At 53.2% G+C, this 23,445-nt stretch carries 20 protein-coding genes; 1 reads left to right on the plus strand and 19 read right to left on the minus strand.

Annotated elements, in window-relative coordinates; translation table 11 throughout:
- The first annotated feature begins 44 nt into the window (after nucleotides 1–44).
- A complete protein-coding gene (locus KOO63_06710; protein MBU8921492.1) occupies nucleotides 45–1,280 on the plus strand; it encodes a hypothetical protein in 1,236 nt (411 codons plus the stop codon).
- Between the two features lie 115 nt (nucleotides 1,281–1,395).
- Here the strand turns inward: KOO63_06710 and KOO63_06715 are convergent, their stop codons facing one another.
- From KOO63_06715 to KOO63_06805, 19 genes are all read right to left on the minus strand, one after another.
- Entirely contained in the window at nucleotides 1,396–2,673 is a 1,278-nt protein-coding gene (locus KOO63_06715) for a hypothetical protein (GenBank protein MBU8921493.1), read from the minus strand.
- Nucleotides 2,670–3,401 (minus strand): orotidine-5'-phosphate decarboxylase, encoded by a 732-nt coding sequence (pyrF, locus tag KOO63_06720; GenBank protein ID MBU8921494.1) that lies wholly within the window; start codon nucleotides 3,399–3,401, stop codon nucleotides 2,670–2,672. The genes KOO63_06715 and pyrF overlap by 4 nt, the downstream gene beginning before the upstream one ends.
- Nucleotides 3,402–3,431: 30 nt before the next feature.
- On the minus strand, nucleotides 3,432–4,334 hold the full coding sequence (locus KOO63_06725) for a dihydroorotate dehydrogenase (GenBank protein ID MBU8921495.1): 903 nt from the start codon (nucleotides 4,332–4,334) through the stop codon (nucleotides 3,432–3,434).
- Nucleotides 4,331–5,143, minus strand: coding sequence for a hypothetical protein (locus KOO63_06730; protein ID MBU8921496.1), 813 nt, complete (start codon nucleotides 5,141–5,143; stop codon nucleotides 4,331–4,333). Before KOO63_06730 ends, KOO63_06725 begins: the two co-directional genes overlap by 4 nt.
- Nucleotides 5,144–5,216: 73 nt before the next feature.
- Nucleotides 5,217–6,956 (minus strand): tetratricopeptide repeat protein, encoded by a 1,740-nt coding sequence (locus KOO63_06735; GenBank protein ID MBU8921497.1) that lies wholly within the window; start codon nucleotides 6,954–6,956, stop codon nucleotides 5,217–5,219.
- Between the two features lie 50 nt (nucleotides 6,957–7,006).
- The gene (locus KOO63_06740) at nucleotides 7,007–8,314 is read right to left on the minus strand and encodes a dihydroorotase (GenBank protein ID MBU8921498.1); all 1,308 of its coding nucleotides are present in this window, start codon (nucleotides 8,312–8,314) and stop codon (nucleotides 7,007–7,009) included.
- A 13-nt stretch (nucleotides 8,315–8,327) separates the two neighbouring features.
- Nucleotides 8,328–9,284, minus strand: coding sequence for an aspartate carbamoyltransferase catalytic subunit (locus KOO63_06745; GenBank protein ID MBU8921499.1), 957 nt, complete (start codon nucleotides 9,282–9,284; stop codon nucleotides 8,328–8,330).
- 49 nt (nucleotides 9,285–9,333) lie between these two features.
- The gene (gene pyrR, locus KOO63_06750) at nucleotides 9,334–10,122 is read right to left on the minus strand and encodes a bifunctional pyr operon transcriptional regulator/uracil phosphoribosyltransferase PyrR (GenBank protein MBU8921500.1); all 789 of its coding nucleotides are present in this window, start codon (nucleotides 10,120–10,122) and stop codon (nucleotides 9,334–9,336) included.
- A 248-nt stretch (nucleotides 10,123–10,370) separates the two neighbouring features.
- Nucleotides 10,371–10,790, minus strand: coding sequence for a secondary thiamine-phosphate synthase enzyme YjbQ (locus KOO63_06755; GenBank protein MBU8921501.1), 420 nt, complete (start codon nucleotides 10,788–10,790; stop codon nucleotides 10,371–10,373).
- 48 nt (nucleotides 10,791–10,838) lie between these two features.
- Nucleotides 10,839–11,738 carry a hypothetical protein gene (locus KOO63_06760; protein ID MBU8921502.1) on the minus strand — a complete coding sequence of 300 codons (900 nt, stop codon included), beginning with the start codon at nucleotides 11,736–11,738 and terminating at the stop codon, nucleotides 10,839–10,841.
- 21 nt (nucleotides 11,739–11,759) lie between these two features.
- On the minus strand, nucleotides 11,760–12,065 hold the full coding sequence (locus tag KOO63_06765; GenBank protein ID MBU8921503.1) for an MTH1187 family thiamine-binding protein: 306 nt from the start codon (nucleotides 12,063–12,065) through the stop codon (nucleotides 11,760–11,762).
- Nucleotides 12,066–12,113: 48 nt separating this feature from the next.
- On the minus strand, nucleotides 12,114–13,643 hold the full coding sequence (locus tag KOO63_06770) for an Rne/Rng family ribonuclease (GenBank protein MBU8921504.1): 1,530 nt from the start codon (nucleotides 13,641–13,643) through the stop codon (nucleotides 12,114–12,116).
- Entirely contained in the window at nucleotides 13,640–16,360 is a 2,721-nt protein-coding gene (locus tag KOO63_06775; protein ID MBU8921505.1) for a TIGR03936 family radical SAM-associated protein, read from the minus strand. The genes KOO63_06770 and KOO63_06775 overlap by 4 nt, the downstream gene beginning before the upstream one ends.
- A 4-nt stretch (nucleotides 16,361–16,364) precedes the next feature.
- On the minus strand, nucleotides 16,365–17,753 hold the full coding sequence (locus KOO63_06780; protein MBU8921506.1) for a TldD/PmbA family protein: 1,389 nt from the start codon (nucleotides 17,751–17,753) through the stop codon (nucleotides 16,365–16,367).
- Complete coding sequence (gene purF / locus KOO63_06785) at nucleotides 17,750–19,123, minus strand: amidophosphoribosyltransferase (protein MBU8921507.1); 1,374 nt, start codon at nucleotides 19,121–19,123, stop codon at nucleotides 17,750–17,752. Before purF ends, KOO63_06780 begins: the two co-directional genes overlap by 4 nt.
- A gap of 58 nt (nucleotides 19,124–19,181) precedes the next feature.
- A complete protein-coding gene (locus KOO63_06790) occupies nucleotides 19,182–19,808 on the minus strand; it encodes a phosphoribosylformylglycinamidine synthase subunit PurS (protein ID MBU8921508.1) in 627 nt (208 codons plus the stop codon).
- On the minus strand, nucleotides 19,805–20,668 hold the full coding sequence (gene purQ / locus KOO63_06795) for a phosphoribosylformylglycinamidine synthase I (GenBank protein MBU8921509.1): 864 nt from the start codon (nucleotides 20,666–20,668) through the stop codon (nucleotides 19,805–19,807). Before purQ ends, KOO63_06790 begins: the two co-directional genes overlap by 4 nt.
- Entirely contained in the window at nucleotides 20,669–23,041 is a 2,373-nt protein-coding gene (gene purL / locus KOO63_06800; GenBank protein ID MBU8921510.1) for a phosphoribosylformylglycinamidine synthase subunit PurL, read from the minus strand.
- A 6-nt stretch (nucleotides 23,042–23,047) separates the two neighbouring features.
- A partial coding sequence (locus tag KOO63_06805; protein ID MBU8921511.1) for an adenylosuccinate lyase occupies nucleotides 23,048–23,445 on the minus strand: 398 nt, incomplete at its 5' end.

Genomic DNA, 23,445 nt, shown 5'->3' on the forward strand with positions numbered 1-23,445 from the left:
CGTAATAATAGACAGGCAAAGTAACCCGTTATGGAGGTAAGAAGATGAGAATGGTCAGAATGCTTGCTCTGGCTGCCATCCTTGTGTCTCTTTCTGTCGCATCCGTGATAGCGGATAACAGTGAGAGGATATACGGCAGGATCACCACAGTCGATGGAGAAGAATTCGAGGGATATATCCGCTGGGACAAGAATGAGGGCGCCTGGGTGGACTATCTCAACGGCAACAAGGAACTTCACAGATCGAATAAAAGCCACAGAAGAAGATACAGTGACAGAAAAAAGAAGATAACGATCTTCGGCATTCCCATCGGTTATTCCTCCACCCTTGACTACCATTCAGGCGCGGCCCAGTGCGGCGTCCGGTTCGGGCATATGAAGTCGATCGAAGTGATCGACGACGATGCGGTGCTGATCGTTCTCAAATCAGGCAGGGAACTCGAACTTGAAGCTGGTTCCACAGATATCGGCACCAACATCCGCGAATTAATCATCGAGGACACTGACGAGGGAGAGATAGAGTTCGACTGGGATGATATCGAAATGGTCGAATTCAAGCAGGGCGGATCGAGTGATGTCTCCTCTTTTGGAGAGAGACTTTTCGGCACGGTCGTGACTCGCAGGGGAGATGAATTCTCCGGCTGGATCTGCTGGGACATAGACGAGACTTTCAGCAAAGACGTGATCGACGGCAAGGAGAAAAGCCGGAACAGGGAGATCAAATTCGAGAATATCCGCGAGATCCACAGAAGAAGCTCCAGCAGCGCCGATCTCATCCTCACCAACGGGAAAGAAATCACTCTGCGCGGCACGAACGATGTCAACCACTCGAACAGGGGTATCGTCATTACCGATCTCGGCCTCGGCGAGGTAATGATAAGGTGGGACGATTTCGAAAACCTGAGACTTCATTCAACGGCCCCGGTCGTCAGGTATGACGATTTTGACGGCGGAGATTACCTTCGCGGAACGGTATACACGGAAGATGGTGACCAGTACTCGGGACGGATCAGATGGGACGACGACGAGGAATATGACTGGGAACTCATCGATGGGAATTACAGGGATATCGAATTCAATGTTGAATTCCGTAATATTGCGGAAATACATAAAAAGGGATCCCGGTCGGCGATCATAATACTAATGGATGGCCGTACTTTCCGCCTGCGTGGCTCGAATGATGTCGATGAGGATAACAAAGGCATCTACATCGAAACGGGAAACGGAGAAGAGGAAGAGATCTACTGGGAGGATTTCGAGAAAGTCGTATTTGACAAGTAGAAGATAACGACCCGCCTGGACCGCAGATCAGGGGAGGCTGCCTCAAGACAGTCTCCCTTTTCTATAGCAGTCTTCCTGAAAATCTGCTCGGACCGCGACTGTCGATCCGCGCCTGTCAATTGTAGATGAACCAGAGTACGATCCATGAGACAGTCGTCGCAGCTAACGTGAACGGCAGGCCGATCCTGACGAAACTGCCGAATGAGATCGGGCTCCCTTCCCTTTCGAGGATCCCCATCGCCACAAGATTGGCAGCGGCGCCTATCGGTGTGATATTGCCTCCCATGCAGGAACCTATAAGTACCCCGAAGGCAAGAAGCGCCGGGTCAAGCCCCAGACTTACGCTGAGTCCCGACACGAGAGGAAGCATCGCCGCGATATATGGGATATTGTCTATAAATGCCGATATGAGGACCGAGCCCCATACGATCACCGAATAAACGAGAAAGGGACTCATCCCCTTCAACGCATCGAGCCTGCTGACGACCGTCTCGACTACATTATTTATGGTCAGCATATGGACAAGGACGAAAACGGCCATCAGAAAAACGACCGTTCCCCAGTCGAGCCCCCATTTCATTTTCTCCTTCTCGCCACGAGATATTACCTTATACCAGAAATACCCGCCCAGGCCGGTAGCAACACAGACCGTCCCGCCAAACCAGCTGAACCCCGGATCGATCCTGTTCATGAACGACAGAAGGATGATGACGATCACTATCAACCAGAACGGCACCCAGCTCTTAACGGGAGTCACGGGCATGATCCCCGGCCTCTGAATGTTCTTTCTGAAAAATAGATACAGCACTCCGAATCCGGCGATAGCCCCCAGCTGGACTATCCAGAATATCGACGGCTTCCCCTGGTAGAAAAAGAAATCGAGGAAATTCAGCTTCTCCTGAGCGGCCAGAAGCATACTCGGTGTATCGCCGATCAGTATCGCCATCCCCTGCAGGTTCGACGAAACAGCCAGGCCGATCACCACCGGCACGGGAGAGACCCCCGCCTTTCTTGTCAGCTGGAGGGCGATGGGTGCGATGATAAGGACCGTTATCACATTATCCATGAAGATCGAGAATACCGAGGCGAAGATCACCACCATCAGAAAGGCCCTGCCCAGACTGGACGACCTGTTTATCAACACATCCGATATCGTCTCCGGCATGTTGGAGTATATGAACAGCTCCGCGATGAAAAGAGAACCTGTAAAGATACCGATGATATTCCAGTTGATCCCGGACAGGATATCCTGCGGCGTCAGGATCTGCTGCCGCGACAAAGCGCTGATAACCAGCGCAAGGAGCACACCTCCCCAGGCGATGGCCCAACGGTGCCTCTTCACCACAATGAGCCCGATATAAACAGCTATGAAGATTACCGCTGCCCGAATCATGCCGTGGGTCCGCTTCCCTTCATTTCCCCGATGATGCTGGCGGCAGCCTCAGCCGGTGATTCCGCCTGGTAGATCGGTCTGCCGACCACAAGATATGACGATCCCGATTCCATCGCGGTCCTTGGAGTCGCCACCCTCTTCTGGTCGCCCACAGAACTTCCGGCCGGCCTTATGCCTGGAGTGACGATAATGATATCCTCACCGAATTCCTTTCTTATGGCAGCAGTCTCGCTGACGGATGCGACGACACCGTCAAGCCCCGAAGAAACGGCCCTGTCGGCTCTCCTGAGTACCAGGTCTTCCACACTTCCTTCATAGCGGGAGATGTCAGCTAGATCCTCCCCCGACATACTGGTAAGAACGGTCACCCCCACGATAAGAGGTTTCTTCTTTCCGGAATATTCGGCATATTCACCTGCTTCATCGGCGGCTGCTCTCATCATATCGGAACCTCCGCAGGTATGGATCGTCATCATGCTTATCCCAAGTCTGCAGGCGGCTCTAACCGAACCGGCAACGGTAGCTGGAATATCATGGAATTTGAGATCGAGAAAGACCCTGGCGCCGCTGGCGGTGATCTCTTTTACCATTCCCGGTCCTTCGGCTGTAAACAACCTGCTGCCGACCTTGAAAAAATCGATCTGTCCTTCGAGTCGATCGACCAGTTCGACAGCCTTTTCTCTTTCCTCGACATCAAGCGCCACTATCACACCAGGTATTTTTGCCATCTACAGTCCTTTCGAGTTCCTCCACACCGATCAGTTTCCTTCTGTGTTGATCGATGCCGGAATACCATTCTTTTCAAGTTCGGTGACGATCTTTTCAGGCAGGTGGGAATCGTAGAAGATGGCGGTCCCGACCTGAACGGCTGCTGCTCCCGCCATGAAGAATTTCAGGGCGTCGTCGACAGAGTCGATCCCCCCCACACCGATGACCGGAATATCGACTGTATTGACGATTCGCCATACTGCCTCCAGTGCCACGGGAAATATCGCTGGACCAGACAAGCCCGCCCTTTTCCGTTTGAATACAGGTTTCTTTACGCGGATGTCTATATCCATTCCGACAATAGTATTGATAGCCGTTATCGCGCTCGCCCCCGCTTCCTCAGCTGCCAGAGCCAGTCTGCCTATATCCTGAACATTCGGAGTCAGTTTGGCAATTATAGCTGCTCCTGAAAGAATATCTTTGGCGTGTCCAACGTACCGGGAGATCATGCGCGGGTCAGTACCCACAGCCATCCCCCCCCGCTCGACATTTGGACAGGAAAGGTTCAACTCGACAATATCTATCATCCCGGTATCTGCAGCTGCGTCGAGAAGTTTGCGATACCCGTCCCAGTCCTCCGCGGCGAGGCTCACAATCGGCCTTATTCCCCTATCCAGAAGACGGGGCAGTTTTTCTCCAAAAAAGACGCTGGCCCCGACATTCTCAAGGCCGACTGAATTCAGCAGTCCTCCCGGGGTCTCCTGAAGCCTTGTCCCCGGATTACCAGCTTTCGGTTCGTACGTCACCGTCTTCGTGACGATACCCCCCAGCCGTTGAAGATCGATGAAACCGTCATATTCTTCGCCATACCCGGCAGGGCCCGACGCTAGAAATACCGGGTTATCGAACAAAATGTCCCCGATAGTCACTTTTATCGATCCTGTCGTACTCATTCCCAATCCTCCCAGGCGATCTGTGAAGCATCGAATACCGTTCCGTCGCTGCAGACTGCCATGAGCTTCCTGCCTTCCTCTTCCCTTGACGGCACGGTACACCCCCTGCATGCCCCAACGCCGCAGGCCATCACCGCTTCGAGCGATGTATAATGGCTGTCGAAACGGGTCGATACCTTGAGCTCCAGCGATTTCACCATCCCGGCGGGACCACAGGAATAAAGCTTCGACGCGGATATTGCACCATCCTTAAGCAGGCTCTGGAGAAATGATACTGCGTCACCGTTGAATCCTTCGGACCCGTCCATCGTAGATCTGAATACTTTCGTAAAATCCTCCTCGCAGAAAGTGCCGAGGAGTTCTTCGGATGTCGCCGCGCCGTGGATCAGATACGTGTTGGCGGAGTCTTTCTCCCTTTTCCATGTCCTCGCGGCAAATATCATCGGGGCAAGGCCCGTACCGCCTCCCACAAAAACAGCATCCTCACCATCGGGTGATGGAAAGACCGTTCCTCCCAAAGGCCCTGCTATATCCATCCAGTCCCCGACCTCAGCTTCGCCCAGCAACCGCGAACCCGGACCGACGACCTTGACGAGAAGTACCAGTTCGGTCTCCGTGAGGTCCATTATACTGTATGGCCTTCTGAGAAGCGGAACTGGAGAGGAATTCACCCTGACTGCGACAAAATGCCCCGGTTTCGCGTCCGGAAATCCTTCCGGTCTGGCAAACCTTATCAATCGGCAGGCAGAAGACAATTTTTCGTTCCCGGCAACTTCCGCCCTGAACAACCCTTTCTCTATGCCGGCCAATCTATCTCCTTCCACTCCCCATACCTTTTCATAAGAGGCCCCAGGGAGAAAAATACCACGATCGTCATCACATCTATTTTCTACCCGGTACAACCCGCGTACTGTCGGAAGGCACACCACGACTTCCCCACATCCTCCTTCTCATCCTCTCGAATCTATCTCTACGTGCCATTTCCAGGATGGCAGGCCTGAAATTGCCATCAAGTGCATACTTCCCCTCTCTGCTCACCCCTTCCCTGCCTACAGGAACCTGTGGCTGGACAGGCTGTTTCCCCGCATTTCCCCGGTCGGGGATCTGTATGCCTTCTTTACTCACAGCAGCCAGCCTGATGCTGTCCGCCATTGCCGTTTCTCTCCTGAACCGCAAATCTTCAGCTATCGCGACACTATCGGTCATCGCCGAATCAATATACGACTCGAATGAAGCCGCAAGCTCATCGAATCCTATAGCGTATAGCTGCGAAAGCGCCCCCTTTGCCTGGGGCGACCGCGGATATTTATCGATCAATTCCCTGAACGCTTCAGCAGCCTTGAGAGAGTCCCCGACTTCTTTTCTGTAAATCCATCCGACCGCATAAGCTGCCATTGGAGCATATTGTGATTGCGGGAAACTATCGATCACCGACCTGTAGTTCGAGATAGCGGGCAATATCTCTCCCAGCCTCGTCAACTGGATCTCCGCCTCCGCAAACTGTTTCTCGGCCTGCTGGTTGTTCGTACTTTCACCGGTCTCAGTGGCCCGCAATTCCAGAAGTTTCTTGATACTCGAAGCTTTCAGTGTAGAAATAGCTGCGAATTCGGAACCGGACGATTCCTTTCCGACCTTCTCAAAGGCACTCTGGGCCAGTTCAAGAGAATCGAGCCGTTCATGATAGATCTCGCCCTGCCTGTAATACCCTTCTGCCGCATAGTCCGAATGTGGAAATTTCTCCACGATCTGCACATATTTACTCATCGCCAGATCAAGAGAATCCATGCAGACATATGATGAAGCCATGCCCAGCCATACCGGTCCCTCATCCTTGATTTTCGGTACGTCAGGAAGAATATCCTTGTATAGTTTTAGAGCATCGGCACAATTCCCGATCTTTACATAGCATTCTGCAAGAGCGAGTGTGATATCGTATCGCGACTGCCAATCAAGGCCCTTTCTAAGTAATCCGGAATAACTCTGCGCCGCGTTCTCCCAGTCCTCGAACAGGTAATGAAGTCTGGCGCTCTTCAGCCTCGATTCCTCCACGATCTCCCTCTTGTCAGTCAACTCACCCACTCTGGAATAGAACGCAAGAGCTTCCTGGTCCTTGCCGAGTTCCAGATTGATGTCGCCCGCGAGGAAAAGGACCAGGTAACCGATCTCGTGGTCCGGGTATCCATTCAGGTATCGATCCAGATAGAGAAGAGCCTGATTGTACTCATGTCTCTCGTAACTGGCCACCGCCAGCCAGTAGAGCGCGTGAGGCACATATTCGCTTTCGGGGAAATTTGTGGTGAGTTCCAGAAACTTCCTCGCCCCCTTCGAATATTCTTTCTGTTTGATCAGAGCCTTTCCCATCAGAAAGACTGCATCGTCTACCCAGCTGCTTTTAGGATGGTCCCGGAGAACCTTCGAACATTTTATGACAACCTGTGAATATTTTTCTTTCGCACTCCTGTTATCGGTGCTGCCCGATTCCACCTCCATCTCTTCTGCTTCACTGTACAACCTTCGCGCGTTATACATCTTGTTGAAGTAGACACACGAAGGCAGGATCGCGACAACCAGAACGGCTATCGCGGCCCGCACGAAAACAGTCGGGATCTTCCCTGTGTTCAACAGAATCCCCAATCTCAAGGGTCAGGTCGTTCATCAGTCAACGTTCGATCTCAGGATACATCTTCAAGGTACTTTCCCTCAAGGAAAACTCCTTTGACCCTTCCCTTGAATTTTTTGCCGATCAGCGGCGAATTATACGACCGGGACTTTATCATACGTTTTTCGAATACCCATTCTTCGTCAGGATCAATAAGGACAAAGTCCGCCGGCTCTCCCTGTTTCATCTTTCCACCTGGAAGGCCCATGACAGAGGCCGGCGAAGAAGTCAGAAGCCTTATCAGGTCGATGAGTTCTATGTCGCCGTTCTTCACAAGCTCGGTGTTGAGCTGGGGGAATGCCGTCTGAAGACCCAGCATTCCGGGAGGCGAATAATTGAACTCCACCTGCTTGTCGATTTCGTTATGTGGCGCATGATCGGTGGCCACACAATCGACAGTCCCATCCCTGAGAGCCGCTTTCAGCGCCGAGATGTCTGCCGCGCTCCTCAGTGGAGGATTGACCTTGAGATTACGGTCATACGATTCCAGCATCGTCTCGTCCAGAGTCAGGTGATGCGGAGTAACCTCTGCAGTGATGTCTATCCCCTTCTTTTTTGCTTTCTTTACAAGGTCAACAGCACCGGCAGTCGATATATGCGCTATATGCAGGTGAGCGCCTGTAAGCTCGGCAAGCTTGATGTCCCTTGCGATCGCAATCTCTTCACTCGCCGTGTGAGCCCCCTTCAACCCCAGCCTGGTCGATACGAAACTCTCGTTCATCTGTGAATCGGACGTAAGGTACGGGTCTTCACAGTGTGATATAACAGGCATACCCAATACTCGCGCGTACTCAAGAGCCGTCCTCAGGACCTTGCTGTCCGCAATATATTTCCCGTCATCGCTGAGAGCCACAGCTCCCGACCTCTTCAGGTGAAAGAACTCGGTTATCTCTCTGCCTTCCAGTCCTTTCGTGACGGCTCCTGTCACATACACTCTACAATGTCCGTCATCTTCAGCCCTCTTCGTTATATATTCCACGACACTCGGGTCATCGATGACAGGATCGGTGTTTGCCATGCAGAGGATAGAAGTGTATCCCCCCGCGATCGCGGCAGCGGTACCTGATTCGATCGTCTCCTTGTCTTCGAATCCCGGTTCTCTCAGGTGCGTGTGGATATCGATAAACCCGGGAGCCAGCACGAGGCCTTCCGCGTCGAACACAGGCAGTTCCGTTTCGGGCGATTTCTGCCAGACGATTCCTGCTATCATACCTTTCTGGATCAAAACCGATCCCGCCCGTATCTTCCCCGCCTCCGGATCTGCGATCTTCGCCCCGGAGATCCAGAATTCTCTTTTATCTTTCCAACTCGTCATTTTCAATCCTCGTCTCCGTTCAGTTCTCATTCAATTCCGTGTCATCGACTTTGCCCCCGGCGATAAGGAACAGAACAGCCATCCTCACCGCGACCCCGTTGGTCACCTGCGGAAGGATAACAGCCTGTTCGCTGTCAGCCACTTCCTGCGCGATCTCGACTCCCCTGTTCATCGGCCCAGGATGCATAACGATACAGCCTTTCGGTGCCAGGGAGATCACATCGCTGGTGACTCCGAAGACCTCGAAATATTCGCGGCTGCTTGGAAACAGCCTGGTACTCTGTCTCTCCAGCTGAATCCGCAGTATATTTATCGCGTCTGCTTCGCTGACGGCCTTTTCCAGGTCGTATTCCAGCTTCACGCCGCCCTCGCCAAGTTTTTCTATATCCACCGGCATCATCGTCGGTGGACCGCAGACAGTGACTTTTGCTCCCATCTTCGTCAGGCCCCAGATATTCGATCTGGCCACACGACTGTGCATGATATCGCCTATGATCGTCACTTTCTTTCCATTGAGAGTGCCCCACCGTTCTCTCAGGGTCATCATGTCAAGCAGAGCCTGGGTCGGATGAGCGTGTTGTCCGTCTCCGGCGTTGACGATCGAGACGTCGAGAAATTCGGACGCGAATTTGTGCGCCCCGGAAGATCCGTGCCTCATCACCACGATATCCACTTTCATCGCTTTGATATTCTCGAGGGTATCCCTGAGGGTCTCCCCCTTTTTAACAGATGAAGTGGCCTTTGAAAAATTGATAATGTCCGCGCTGAGTCGCTTTTCAGCCAGCTCGAAACTCATCCTCGTCCGGGTACTCGGCTCATAGAATACATTCGCGATGGTCACACCCCTGAGTGCGGGCACCTTTTTTATCTTTCTCCCAAGGACTTCCTTGAAATTATCAGCAGTATCAAGAATGAGTTTTATCTGTTCCGATGTCAGGTCCTCAAGTCCGAGAAGATCTTTTCTGTTAAATTGCACCGAACGTTACCTCCTTCCAGCAGCTTTAGCCTGATGCTGTACAGGTGCGTTATTTCTTTCTGGATTTACCTGCAGTCTTCTTCGTTTTTGCTTTTGTCCTTGTTTTCGATTTTGTCTTTGCTTTTGTCTTCGTCTTCGATTTCGCTTTTGTCTTCGCCTTTGTCTTTGTTTTCGGCTTTGCCTTTGTCTTCACCTTTGCTCTGGCGCCTGCCTTCGCTTTCTTCCCTTTCCCCGTAACACTTTTTCCACCCTTCCCGGGCTTCACCACTGCCTTCTTCTTTTTGCTCCCGACTTTTTTTCCTGCCTCGGGACTACTTGCCGAAACGATGTCGCTCAACACGACCTGCTCCTCGCCATCAGTCTCTGCGAGCAGCACCTCGACCGTCTCGTTATTCGAGGTAGGAACATTCTTTCCCACAAAATCAGCCCTGATAGGATATTCCCTGTGTCCCCTGTCGACGAGTACGGCGAGCTGAATTGATCTGGGGCGGCCGAAATCCACGAGTTCATCAAGAGCGGCCCTGACTGTTCGGCCAGTAAAAAGGACATCATCGACAAGAATGATCATCTTGTCTGTTATATCCTCATTGATCTCCGTCTTTCCCACCACCGGGGCACTGGCGATCATCTGCACGTCGTCCCTGTAAAGCGTAATATCCAGCGCGCCGACGGGGATCCTGGTGCCCTCGAACTTCTCGATAGCTATGGCTATCCGTTCAGCAAGCGGCACACCTCTCTTCCTGATGCCGACGAGGATCAACCCCTCGACCCCTCTGTTCCGCTCGACGATCTCATGCGCGATCCTCACGATAGTACGCCTCATCTGCTGCGTATCCATGACGATCGCCTTCTTAAGTTTTTTCAAGAAGACCTCCCAAAGTAAGACATGATAAAAAAACACCTGCCGGACGGAGAGGCAGGAAAGGTTTGAACGCGTAAATGTCCTTTTCGATCCCTTCCTGGTCTCCCGGACCAGATTAAAGGCTTCGTCTGGAGAGATACTAACCGATGTGGAAACGCGATGCAATATCTTTTTATGACAAACAGAGATCATCTCTTCACGAGAGCCTGCCGACAGCCTTTCCTCTACTCGCCGATCACCTTGACGAGCACCCTTTTCCTGCGTCCACCGTCAAATTCGCCATAGAATATCTGTTCCCATGGCCCGAAATCAAGTCTGCCTCCAGTGACCGCGACGACCACTTCCCTGCCCATTACCTGACGTTTCAGGTGCGCGTCACCATTATCCTCTCCAGTACGATTGTGCTGATACCCACTTACCGGCTCATGCGGAGCGAGCTTCTCGAGCCATTTCTCGTAATCATGATGCAGCCCTCTCTCGTCGTCGTTAATGAATACCGATGCGGTGATATGCATCGCGTTCACCAGGATCAGTCCCTCCTTTACGCCGCTTTCACGCAGAGCTTCGTCGATCTGGGGCGTTATATTCACAAAAGCCCTCCTCGACGGGATTTCGAACCAGAGTTCCTTTCTGTGACTCTTCATCTATCCTCCATCTGTACCGGTCGGAATCCGGCCTCGGGAACACACCGGTCAATCGACCAGAGTACAGGCAATCACCCTGTCATCGTAGAATGTCGGTATCAGAAGCATTTTGTATTTCTTTATAAACCAGATATCCGCCGCGTTGACTTTCGACTTTCTCGTATCAGCCAGGATCCTTATTCCTCCATCGGAGTCGACCAGGACCGTTCTACCCTTCCAGTCCGAAACAATAAAGTCGCCCTTCGAATCCATAGCGACTCCATCTATGGCCGAGCCTGTGCCGACCACATCGCTGATCGACCGGTCGCCCGGGTCGATGCCTCTCAACATACCGTCTGCCGATGCCCCCGCGATAATCCTCTCTCCATCGAAGAACAGTCCGTTCACCCGCCCGAGCAGGGCGTCTTTAACCCAGAGCTCTACCTTTCCACCACGCAGACGAAAGATGGAGTTACTCGATACCTCCGAGTCGGACACATAGACATCGCCCTTATCATCGATCGCAACGTCGTTGAGGAACACTGACCCTTCGATCGGATATCTTTTTACGATCTTTCCATTTTCGATATTAATCTCTACAAGATCCGTGATGTCCGCCACGTATAGGGTATTTTTCCATATCCCCATCCCCTTCGGCGCGTTGAGACCATCGATCCATTTCAGTTCGAGAAGTTGCCCCTTCATCGAAAGGCGCGAGATGAACCCTCCACCATTCTTCTCATCTGGAGCCCCTCCAAGACTTGAGACAAGCAACACATGCCGCTCCGCGTCATAGATCACAGACTCAGGTGTACTGAACACCTTCCCCGAATCCCATTTTTTAACCAGTGAGGCCCCGTGAACGAAAGACGGAGCAAACGATGCTGTTACCAGGCAGGACAACAGGCTGAATGACAGGACATGCGACCTGCACAGTACAGAATTTACTGATAACAGTTTTCTCACCATGCTACACCTTCCAGTCGACTTTTATTTCCTGACCTCTCTTCCAAGCTTCTTCTCGACATCGGCTATCTTACCTTTTATCCTGCCTTCCGCTCCATCCCTGTCGTCGATCTTGATCGAAGTGAGTACTCTCCTGGCAGTTTTTCTCATCTCCGCATGGCACTTCATTATCAGAGCCATCACCTCGTCCGGTTCCCCCTCGACGGTGGTCTCCATCGGTCCCATCCTGTAATCCAGCCCCGCCTCATCAATGATCTCCATCATCCGGGCCACATAATCAGACAGCCCTTCCCCTACCCCCATCGGAACTATTGAAAAGCTTACCAGCATAGTCGTGCCTCCCTCCGTCCGCAGCTAAGCCGGACCGGAAATCGGATATCAGACGAATTCTCCTTTTAAGTCCCTCTTTCCATCCAGAGAACGGATCTCGAACTCTTCCCTGTGAAGTCTGGGGTCATCTATTATCTCCACAACCATCCTGTAGCGCTCGGCGAGTTCTCCGATGAATTCATCTCTTTCTTCACGCATGTAGATGCCAAGGATCGGGTTTACCCTGAACTGCATCCCCCTGATCTTCCCGGGGACACCGATCCTCCGTATCCACTGCTCTATCTTCATAGCCATAGATTCGATACTCAAGATCTTTCCGCTGCCAACGCAATAGGGACATTCGTCACTGTAGTAGTGCAACAGGCTGGGCCTTACCCTTTTTCGGCTGACCTCGATCAAGCCGAGATCACTGATCTGCGACACTCTGGCACGAGAACGGTCCTTTCTCATAGCGTTGCGGAACTCGTTGTATACTTTCCTTCTGTTCTCCTCGCGCTCCATATCGATAAAATCTATCACGATGATCCCGCCGATATCCCTCAGCCTGAGCTGTCGTGCTATCTCCCTTGCGGCGATCAGGTTCGTTTCGAGGATCGTCTCTTCCTGGTTTCTCTTCCCTGTGAACCGGCCGGTATTCACGTCGATCGAGACAAGTGCCTCGGTATGCTCTATCACGATATAGCCGCCCTTGCGTACCCATATCTTGCTCTCCAGAGTCTTCTCTATTTCAGCTTCTATCTCGTAGTAATCAAAAAGCGGCACCTTGTCGGTGTAAAGTTTCACTCTCGAAGCAAGATGTGGCGCAAACGATTTCAGGTATGAGCTGAGACGTTCATATTCGCTCTTGTTATCTATCGTGATCTGGTTGACATCCTCGGTGAACAGGTCCCTGAGTGCAAAGACCGTGATATCGACATCCTCATGTATCAGCGCCGGAGGAGTCGCTCTCTCTATCTTTCTCTCTATCTCTTTCCATCTCTTCTCAAGATGCTTCAGATCGTCCTTTATCTGCTTTTCCTCTACACCGCTCCCGGCAGTCCTTACGATCACAGCCGAACCCTTGGGGCGATGCTTGCGAATAATAGATCGAAGCCTGTTACGTTCTTTCCTGTTATCTATCTTTTTACTTATCCCAATATGATCGAGGTTCGGCATCAGCACAGCGTACCGGCCGGGAAGCGATATCTGCGAAGACACCCTTGGACCTTTCGTGCTGATAGCTTCCTTCTTTATCTGGACTACTATCTCCTGCCCCTTCTTGAGAAGGTTCTGGATCGGCGGAAAGTCTCTTCTCTTCCTTCCGCTTGGAACCTCGAAATCCACGTCATCGACCAGATCGGGATCCAAAGCTCCGGTCGCGACGTCGCTCACATGGAGAAAGGCCGCCCTCTCCTGGCCGATATCTACGAAGGCCGCCTGGATACCCGGGATAACGGCATTTATCCGGCCAGAATAGATCCCCCCGACCGTCCTCCTGCTCTCTTCCCGTTCGATGAGGAATTCGACAAGTTCGTTATCCTCGAGGATAGCTATCCTTATCTCCCTTTGAGTAAAATTTATGACGATTTCTTTTTTCATGTTTCCCTCTGCTGAAAAGCCCTGTCTATAAGATCCATCGGATGGATATAATTATCATCTTTCCTGAACAATATGCCCGTACGCCTGATTATTACAAGCTCAGACAATTTTCCGGGCAGAACAAAGCGAAGAAGATCCAGGGGGCCAGGTCTGCCTCCGAAAGGCACACTCAGCTCCAGGTTGCAGCTGTCATCCTCTCGAGTAACAGAACAACCATCACAAATTCGTTCTCTACCTCTTCTGTCGGTAACCGGATCACCGGACGCAAAAATCATTGAGAACCTTCCAGCTAACCAGGCAGCCGGATCTTCCGGCAGGCCTTTGTATTCCTCCTGGTGGCCACGTGATTCCCCCAGTTCCTTCCCGAGATTCGTCCATTGTACTTCGTCAACACACCTTTTGTCATCTATTTCTGTTCTAGTGGCCGGTTCAGCAGGCTCCATGCCGCCAGCCTCTGTACTGTCGGATGACAGAAAGAGGCCTTTCATCAGAGGAGTGGTATCAAGGCTATAAGTGAATATCGCGTCTTCGGGGAGGCGACCCACCTTCCTCATAAACGGTCCTCCGCAGTCCGTCACCCGGACTCCCCCTGGAAGAGACTTGTTGAACAGTTCGGGGCTGACATCCGCCTCACGCGTCATCTCAACGTCGAAAAACTCTTCTGTCCCCTCGCTGCCGACCGGCAGGGACGGCCCTAAAGACATCTTCGAAATCGGATGAAATCCTCCCGTGAACCTTACGGGCAGACCGCTTCTTCTGAGGGCCCTCTGAAAGATGTTTATCAATTCCCTGTGCGAAAGGAACCTGGCCCTTCCGATCTTCTCGAAGATAATTCTATACCTGGGCCCTGGTTCATCCTGACCCAGCTCGCTGTCTGCGACTACCTCCATATCGATATCTGTATCGCTCTCTACATATGCCTCTATACCAGGCTCCGCCTTCCCGGCGTTTTTATCTTCACTGCTCCTGCAGGCTCCACAGTCATGGCAGGCACCAGTCCTACAATCCTCTGTCACTATAGCCTTGAAGGCCCGTTCCCTCTCAAGGAGGAGAAATTCTTTCGTCACCCGGAGTCCGAACCTCTCCCACGGAAGGGGCGCTTCAACCGGTCTTCCGGAAAGCAACCCGTCGATAGCAAATCCGTATTCACCAAGTATGGATTCCCACATAGCAAAATCGAGCCAGTCGCGCCAGCCGTCGAAACGACACCCCCTCTGGAAAGCCGAGACCAGCACGGGCCATAACTCCGTTGTGCCGCGGGCGAAGATGCCTTCCAGGGCGCTTGTCTGCGGATCCCTTATGGTCATCTTGACATCCCTGTTCCTCACAAGGCTTCGCAGAAACCGCTGCTTCTCATCCATCTCCGGGATCGTGCACTGGTCCTCCCATTGAAAAGGCGTATTTACTCTCGGTACGAAAGGTGATACCGAGACATTCAGATTCAGTCTCCGCCGCCTCCCGGGCAGGCGCGTTATTTTTTCGACAAGATCTGCGATCCCCTCGAGGTCTTCCCGGGTCTCCGTCGGAAGGCCCATCATAAAATAGAGCTTGAGTGTATGCCAACCCGCGGAGAGGATATTCGAACAACCCTGCAAGATCTCATCTTCGGTCATCCCCTTGTTGATGACATCTCGAAGCCGTTGTGTCCCCGCCTCAGGAGCCAGGGTGAATCCTGACTTCCTCACCGCTGAAGAGGCCGACACGACTTTCTCGCAGACCGTCTCCGGCCTTAGACTTGGCAAAGCCAGCGAGACTCTTCGAGCGAGCAGTTCCGGCTGCAGGGCCTCGATCAACTCGCTGAACCTGGAATAATCAGAAGAGGAGAGCGAAAGAAGAGACACTTCCTCCCATCCAGAAGAATCGAGTCCCCCCTTTACAGCCTCCACGATCTCCTTCACACTTCTCTCTCTCCGTGGCCTGTAAGCCATACCGGCATGGCAGAACCTGCATCCCCTGGTGCAACCTCTCAATATCTCCACCGAAAGCCTTTCATGGACGATCGAAGCGGATGGTACAATCGGCTCTCGCGGCAGGTCGCCGTCACTCAGAATGTAGACTCTCGATTCGGACCTCTCGCTTATCCCCTCCACATAGACTCCATCTATAGAGGCAAGAGCTTCTTTCATCTCACGCCGGGTGGCATGTGCTTCCTTCAGCCTCGACAGCGTATCTACAGCCTCGGGGAACGACTCTTCACCGTCACCGAGAAATATCGCGTCGAACGCCGGGAGGATCGGGAGAGGATTGGTCGTACATGGACCTCCTGCTACTACCAGGGGGTCATCATCTCTCCTCTTTCCGGCCTCGAGTGAGAGTCCCGCCATATCGAGAAACGCGAGGATATTCGTGTAATGAAGTTCGTACGGGATTGTAATACCGATCAGATCGAACCGCGACACCTGGGTACCGGTCTGCCACGATCGGACTGTCCCCCCGGAGGCCCTGATAAGTTTCTCCATATCGGGCCATGGGGAAAAAGCGTACTCGGCTGAAAAATCCTTCTCTGCCAGTTTATGATAGAGGAATCTCAACCCCTGATGGGTCATGCCTATCTCGTACACATCCGGAAAGACCAGAAGGGTATTAAAACCTCCTTCTCGGAACTTTTCGCATGAGAGATTGAGTTCCCGGTCGATATACCTCGACGGTTTCTCGATACCGGGAAGGATGCCATCGTAATAGATGCCGGCGGAGCTCCGGTCTGTTTTTTCATTCACGAGATCAGACTTCTCCGCCAACCGTTATACCCGGTATCCTTATTGTCGGCTGTGCGTCAGAAACGGGCACGTGCTGTCCGTCCTTGCCGCATGTACCGATATCAAATCCAAGATCATTTCCAACCATATCGATATCCTTGAGCACCGCGGGACCGTTCCCTATAAGGGTCGCTCCTCTCACGGGGCTGGTAACTTTTCCATTTTCTATCAGGTAGGCTTCATTTACCTTGAAGACGAAATCACCACTGGACGTGTCCACCTGCCCACCTCCCATCCTCACTACATACAATCCCCTGTCGACACTTGATATGATCTCCCCGGGATCGTGTTCCCCCGGAGCGATCAGCGTATTGCTCATCCTCACTATTGGCCTGAACCTGTAATTCTGTCTGCGTCCGTTGCCTGTTGACGACAACCCCATCTTTCGCGCTATTCTCCGGTCGAGGAGGTAGCTCTTCAGAATGCCGTTTTCCACCGGAACAGTCCTCTGTGCCGAGACACCTTCGTCATCGTAGACATACGACCCTCTCTGCCCGTCCATTGTCGCGTCGTCGACTACAGTTATCAATTCCGAAGCGACCTTCTCGCCCACTTTTCCACTGTAAATCGAAAGTCCTTTTTCGGCCGCGTCCCCTTCCAGCCCGTGGCCGATAGCCTCGTGGACCATTGTCCCTCCAGCCCTGCTGGCCAGAACGACGGTCATATTGCCGGCCGGAGCATGGTCAGCATGCAGGATCTTGATCGCGCTCTCGCCGGCGGCTCCTGAGATCTCTCTTATCAGGTCTTCTGAAAGGAACTCGAAACCCTTCCTGCCGCCGACAGACCTGTACGCGGATTGTATCTCCGTATCCCTTGTGGCGATGGCCCTTATGTTGAATACTATCTGCCGCCTGTCATCAGCGACGGCGTCTCCTTCGCTGTTGAAGATCCTCACCGACTGGATCAGGTCGCCGAAATTGACCCGAACCTGGCTGATCTCATCACTCACTGCCCGCGCTGCCCTGTCCGCTTCCTGGACCAGATCGACCTTCTCTTCCAGATCGACATCCTCGACAGTTCTGCCTATGCCGCTGACGCTGCCCCTTTTTATTTCCGAGAAAGGTGATATCCGGCCCTCCCCCTTCTCGATATCGCCGAGAACAGCATCTCCGAGCCTGAACATCTCGTCCGCCGTTATCCTGTTCGAATAACTATACGCGGTCCTGTCCCCCGCAATGATCCTGAGACCGAACCCCGAGTCGAATCCGCTGGAGATCCTCTCTATCTTGCCATCCTCACAACCTATCGAATGGATCAGTCGATTTTCGAAGAAGAGTTCGGCAAATTCTCCTCCACCGGAGATCACACGTTCGAGAGCCTCCTGAATACTGCTTTCAGAGGGAAGTCCTGTCATTCTACCCTGTCCTTCTCTGCCTGGATCCCCGCATCCGGTCCGTCATTACTTTCGAATACATCTTTTGAATACTCCCCGTGTCTTCTGACGGAATAATCACCTGTGAAGCATGCCGTACAGTAGTTCTCCGGGTCATCTACACACTCGAGCAGCCCTTCTGTGGAAAGATACTGAAGACTCTCTACTCCGAGATACTCCCTGATCTTCTCGATAGAGTGGTTCGATGCGATCAGTTCGTTTCTGGTAGGAGTGTCGATCCCGTAATAACAGGAATGTGTTATCGGCGGCGAACCGATCCTCAGATGGACTTCTGCCGCTCCAGCCTGCCTGATGATCGATACGAGCTTCCGCATCGTCGACCCCCTGACGATCGAATCATCGATAACGATGATCCTTCTGCCTTTGATCACTCCCTTGACCGGATTGAATTTGATCCTCACATCCCAGTCTCTCTCACTCTGCTTCGGCTTGATAAAGGTCCTTCCGACATAATGGTTTCTTATCAGACCGAGTTCATAGGGGAGTCTGGACTGCTCCGCGAAACCAAGCGCGATCGTGTTGCTTGAATCCGGTACGGAAATCACGATGTCACCCTGAGCGGGAGATTCGATGGCCAGCTTGCGTCCCAGCTTGCGTCTGACCTTGTCGACGTTCTCGCCGAACACCCTGCTGTCGGGACGCGAAAAATAGATAAACTCGAAAATGCAGCGTGAAAGATGTGAAGCAGGTTCGGCATACTGGATCGATCTCACTCCATCAGCCGATATGACGATCATCTCGCCGGGGAGAATCTCCCGTTCGTACTCGGCTCCGATGATATCGAAGGCGCAGCTTTCGGAAGCTATGACTACGGTGTTGCCTGACTTCCCCATACATAGCGGGCGAAATCCATGCGGATCCCTTGCGGCGATGATCCTGTCCTTTGTCATAAACACGAGGGAAAAGGCTCCCGTCACTTCATTGAGCGCGTCTATCACCATCTCTTCAAGGTTCCCACCGCGGCTTTTCGCGATCAGATGCAGCAGGACCTCACTGTCCATCGTGGATCTGAAGATGGACCCTTCGTTCTCCATACGGTCCCTGATCTCAACGGCGTTCACCAGGTTTCCGTTATGCGCGACTGCTATCTTTCCTACCTTGCAATCGACGAGGAAGGGCTGGATATTCACAGCGTGGGATATCCCGGTAGTCGAGTATCTGTTATGTCCGATGGCCATATGCCCCTTCATGCCAGCCAGCACATCGCCACTGAAGACCTTCGAGACCAGGCCCATACCCTTGTGCTCATACAGACGCCTGCCGTCCGATGTGATTATACCGGAACTTTCCTGACCACGATGCTGCAGGGAGTAGAGGCCAAGGTAAGCCATCTGCGCAGCTTCCTCGCAGTCAAACACACCGAATACCGCACATTCCTCTTTTAACACTTCACTCCTTCCGGCTGTCCAGTTTTGTCACGCCGGCAAATTCGAAACTCTGGTAATGCGGATTGAGCAGAAGGCCTTCCTGCCTGGAACGGGTCACTGCCATCTCCTCCACTTTTTTCCTGGCTTCGCCCTCGTCGGGGGCACTCACGATCAGCCGCCAGATCTCTCCCGCTCTGACCGATGTTACCGTGACTCCATCAAGCCTGGAGTTGAGTCGGGACACGAAGCCCTCTTCACGATCGCCGGTCCGTTCCCTGACAAGCAGGTCGCAGGCATAGATACCGGGGCATTCGTTGTCGTCACAGAAATCGCTCTTCGGATAGTCATTCCAGGGATCGAAGTCGCCGACTGTCTCCCTGACCTCTCCGTTCTGCTCCACAGAGAGTCCGAGATGATAGAAATGCTTGTTCTGATTCGTAAACGCCGAGTCGAGTCTGACTACCCTGTCGATCTCACCGAGGACCGACTTCGCATTCTCACCGTCCGCTTCGATGGCCCAGTATGAATACCTTACCATCCCGCAGAGGTCTTTCGAGAAATCCATCTTTTCCGTAAAGGTCATCCATGCGGTCTGTGCCACCAGGTCGATCACCTTGAGCTTGACCCAAAGTTCGGAGAAAGTCTTCATGACACCACACCCTTTCCACCAGCCGGTTCCCCGGCACCGACGACCCCGTCAAGGATAGACGCGAAGAATTTTCTGCCGGGTCCATCGTCTTCCATCCTGTCCTGTTCACCCGCGGCCTTCCGTCTCTTTCTGCCCCATTCGCCTTCGATGTCTTCGGGCACCTGCCTGAGCCAGCTCGCTCTTTCCGGGTGAGGCATCATAGCCAGAACGTTGCCTTCCCTGTTACAGACACCTGCTATGTTCTCCATCGATCCGTTTGGATTGACGGGGAACGACGGATCGATCTCGCCCCTGGCCGAGCAGTACCGCAGCGCGATCTGGCCGTTAGAGATCATTTCTTTCATGATATCTTCGTCGGCTGTCACAAAACGCCCCTCGGCATGAGCTATGGGTTCGGGAACGACCTCTTCCTTGTTAAAAGCGGCTGTCCAGACACATTTCGTTTCCTCTGTCCTCAGGTATACCCAGTTGCAGTAATACCCTTCCCTGTCCGACATGATGTTTGGCGCAAGAGCGAGATCCACTCTCTCCCAGTGGATCCCTGGAATAAATCCGGACTCGACGAGGACCTGGGCCCCGTTACAAATACCGAGTACCGGCCGACCGGCCGCGGCCAGTTCACTCAGCTTGTCCATTATATGGTCCTTGGCGGCGACCACACCGGCACGTATCCTGTCCTGGTAAGAGAACCCGCCAGGAAGGATCACTGCTGTGCTTTCCTCGAGAAGAGCCGGGTCTTCATTCCATCTGAAGAGATCTGCTTCCAGCCCCACAGAACGGACAGCCCGCGCGGTCTCGTTCTCGCAGTTCACTCCCGGAAACTGTATGATCGCTACCTTTCCCTTGAAGGATCCAGCCACTTATTCTCCTTTCGCCGTACCGAAGATCCGGCGGCAACCGTTCATATATGCATCTTTCAATTCATCACTTTCCCAGACGGCAAGCCTCTGCCCTCCGGACAGGACCTCCAGCTTCGCGCCCCTCTTCAGAGTTCCAAGTCTGAACAGCTTCACCTTGTTCCTCGCGCAGAGGGCCAGCACATCTCTCTCCGACCCGGCGGGAATCTCAACCAGGAACCCACCCGTCTCGGAAAACAGCACCTTTTCCGCGGGTAGTCCGCTGGAAGCCAGGACATCCAGATCGAGAGTGATCCCCGGGCAACTCCCCCCGTCCCCGATCGTCATCTCGGCCAGTGCCGTCAGAAGCCCTCCCTGCGATATATCGTGGCATGCCCTGATCCAGCCAAGGGAATGCATCTCTATCACCGTTCTGATCTGCGCCTTCTCACGCACGAAATCAGCTTCGGGAACGTTGGCTCCGAGAGCATCGTAGATGACCCTGTAATATTCGCTGCCACCCAGTTCGTCCAGAGGCTGGCCGAGAAGGTAGACCTCATCGCCCTCATCCTTGAATGAGATGGAACGACATTTCGAGTAATCCTCCACGACCCCGAAGCAGGCGATGACAGGCGAAGGCGGAATCGCCTTGCCACTCTCGCCCTGATTGTAAAAACTCACATTCCCCGACACTACCGGAAGAGGATGTCCTTCGTGAGAGAGGTGTCCTATACCCTTACATGCATCTCCGATTCCGCGGACCCCCTCGAAAAATTCCCAGAAGACCTCACCGATCTCGGGGTTTCCGTAGTTGAGACAGTCCGTTATGGTTGAGGGAACGGCTCCCACGGCAGCGACGTTTCTCGCCGCTTCGATCACGGCAAGAGCTCCCCCCTGATAGGGATCGATGATCCCGTAACGAGGTGTACCGTCCACCGAGACCGCCAGCCCGACCTTCTCTCCCGGCAGGGGAGCGATCACTCCGGCATCAGCCACTCCAGGCCTCAGAACGGCCCTGCCCTGCACCTCGGAATCGTAATGGCGGAAGACATGGTTCTTCGAAGCGATATTGGGCGAAGCGAAAAGCTTCAGGAAATCCTCGCGAAGATCGCGTCCTTCCTGCCACTCGGGCTCTTTGAAGAGGATCTGTCTGCTCTTTTTTGGCCTGTCGTACGAGATTCCAGTAGTTATTACATCAATAGGAGCCTCACAGACAAGCTCCCCACCCGACATGATTGAATAGTTCTTCTCCCGGGTCACGTCTGCTATTACAAATGCCCCGGCTCCGTGATAGATATGGGGCAAGTCAAAATCCTCGTTGTATATCTTAAGGACATCATCGACGAAATCCTCTGGAACCGCCAGCGCGTAACGTTCCTGCGTCTCTGAGCAGGCGATGACGGCGGGCGGGAAATCTCCTTCGGCGATGTTGACCGCGTCGAGATCCAGCTTGACGCCAAAACCTCCCGCGTCGGCCAGTTCCGATGTCACGCAGGAGATCCCTCCAGCGCCGAGATCCTTGAACCCGATTGCGACGCCACGTTCCGCGGCCAGTTCCAGCACTTTTCGGTTCGCGACGGTCAGCACCCGCTTGAGAAAGGGATCGGGTACCTGGACGGCTCCCCTGTTCATTTCCTCTTCTCCCGCCAGATCCTCTGAGGCAAAGGCAGCACCACCGAAGCCCGAGTCGTCCGTCGGTTTTCCGATGAGGATGACCTTATACTGCACGTCCGCAGCTTCCTTCGGTACCCGCGACCGTAATATCCTCGATTCCTTCACAAGCCCCATCGCTACGACATTCACCAGGCAGTTCTCATCGAATCCCCTGTCGAAGACTATGTCTCCACCGAGATTCGGCACGCCGAGAGCATTGCCGTACTGGGATATCCCGTCGACCACTCCCCTTGCTATAGAGACCGACTGAGCCCCCTTTTCTCCTTCCGGATCGCCGAAACGAAGCGGGTCAAGCACACCGACCACGTCGGCGCCCATACAGTAAACGTCCCTGACGATCCCACCGATCCCGGTAGCCGCGCCTTCCACCGGAAGAACCTGCGATGGATGGTTGTGACTCTCGTGAGCTACCACCAGACAATGCCAGTCTCCATCGCCGGCAGGGAAGAATCTGACCACTCCGGCATCCTCTCCAGGCCCCAGCACTACATTAGGCGCTTTCGTGGGAAGCATCTCGCCGAGGAGACTCCTGGAACTCTTGTAGCTGCAGTGTTCGCTCCACATCGTATTGAATATCGTCAATTCGACTATCGTAGGATCCCTTCCCAGAAGTTCACATACCCTTCGGGCCTCGCTCACCGCCAGATTAAGACCTTTTTCCTTGAGCGACTGAGCTATCTCTTCGTCGGTCCTTTCCTTGATCGGGACTGTTCCTTTGAGCAAAAGGGCCTATCCTTTCCTGGGTCTGCCTCGGTTGGACAGGACCCGGCTGAAAATGAAATCGACCTTCTTGAGATGTGTATTCAGATTGAAAGCCTCCTCAAGCTCGGCCTCCGTACAAACCTTCATAAATCTTCCGTCAGCAGCCAGGTGATCCCTGAAACTCCTGCCGCTTTTCATGCTCCCCATCGCAGCTTTCTGCACTATCGCGTATGAATCCTCCCTCGACAGCCCCCTCTTTACGAGCATGAGCAGAATGTGCTGGGAAAATATCATCCCCCCTGTCAGCTCGAGGTTCTGTCTCATCTTCTTTTTCTTTACAACGAGGTTTTCGAGGACCCACGTGAGCTTCTCGAGCATATAGGCCAGGGTCATCGTCGAGTCGGTCAGTATCGCTCTCTCTACAC

The organism is Candidatus Latescibacterota bacterium (genome assembly GCA_019038625.1).
GTDB lineage: Bacteria > Krumholzibacteriota > Krumholzibacteriia > Krumholzibacteriales > Krumholzibacteriaceae > JAGLYV01.

What these genes read in the sequence shown, in the direction of transcription:
- KOO63_06710 (MBU8921492.1), top strand. Translation starts at nt 45, where the DNA reads ATGAGAATGGTCAGAATGCTTGCTCTGGCTGCCATCCTTGTGTCTCTT.
- KOO63_06715 (MBU8921493.1), bottom strand. Translation starts at nt 2,673, where the DNA reads ATGATTCGGGCAGCGGTAATCTTCATAGCTGTTTATATCGGGCTCATT.
- pyrF (MBU8921494.1), bottom strand. Translation starts at nt 3,401, where the DNA reads ATGGCAAAAATACCTGGTGTGATAGTGGCGCTTGATGTCGAGGAAAGA.
- KOO63_06725 (MBU8921495.1), bottom strand. Translation starts at nt 4,334, where the DNA reads ATGAGTACGACAGGATCGATAAAAGTGACTATCGGGGACATTTTGTTC.
- pyrR (MBU8921500.1), bottom strand. Translation starts at nt 10,122, where the DNA reads ATGGATACGCAGCAGATGAGGCGTACTATCGTGAGGATCGCGCATGAG.
- KOO63_06755 (MBU8921501.1), bottom strand. Translation starts at nt 10,790, where the DNA reads ATGAAGAGTCACAGAAAGGAACTCTGGTTCGAAATCCCGTCGAGGAGG.
- KOO63_06760 (MBU8921502.1), bottom strand. Translation starts at nt 11,738, where the DNA reads ATGGTGAGAAAACTGTTATCAGTAAATTCTGTACTGTGCAGGTCGCAT.
- KOO63_06765 (MBU8921503.1), bottom strand. Translation starts at nt 12,065, where the DNA reads ATGCTGGTAAGCTTTTCAATAGTTCCGATGGGGGTAGGGGAAGGGCTG.
- KOO63_06770 (MBU8921504.1), bottom strand. Translation starts at nt 13,643, where the DNA reads ATGAAAAAAGAAATCGTCATAAATTTTACTCAAAGGGAGATAAGGATA.
- KOO63_06780 (MBU8921506.1), bottom strand. Translation starts at nt 17,753, where the DNA reads ATGACAGGACTTCCCTCTGAAAGCAGTATTCAGGAGGCTCTCGAACGT.
- purF (MBU8921507.1), bottom strand. Translation starts at nt 19,123, where the DNA reads ATGGCTTACCTTGGCCTCTACTCCCTGCAGCATCGTGGTCAGGAAAGT.
- KOO63_06790 (MBU8921508.1), bottom strand. Translation starts at nt 19,808, where the DNA reads ATGAAGACTTTCTCCGAACTTTGGGTCAAGCTCAAGGTGATCGACCTG.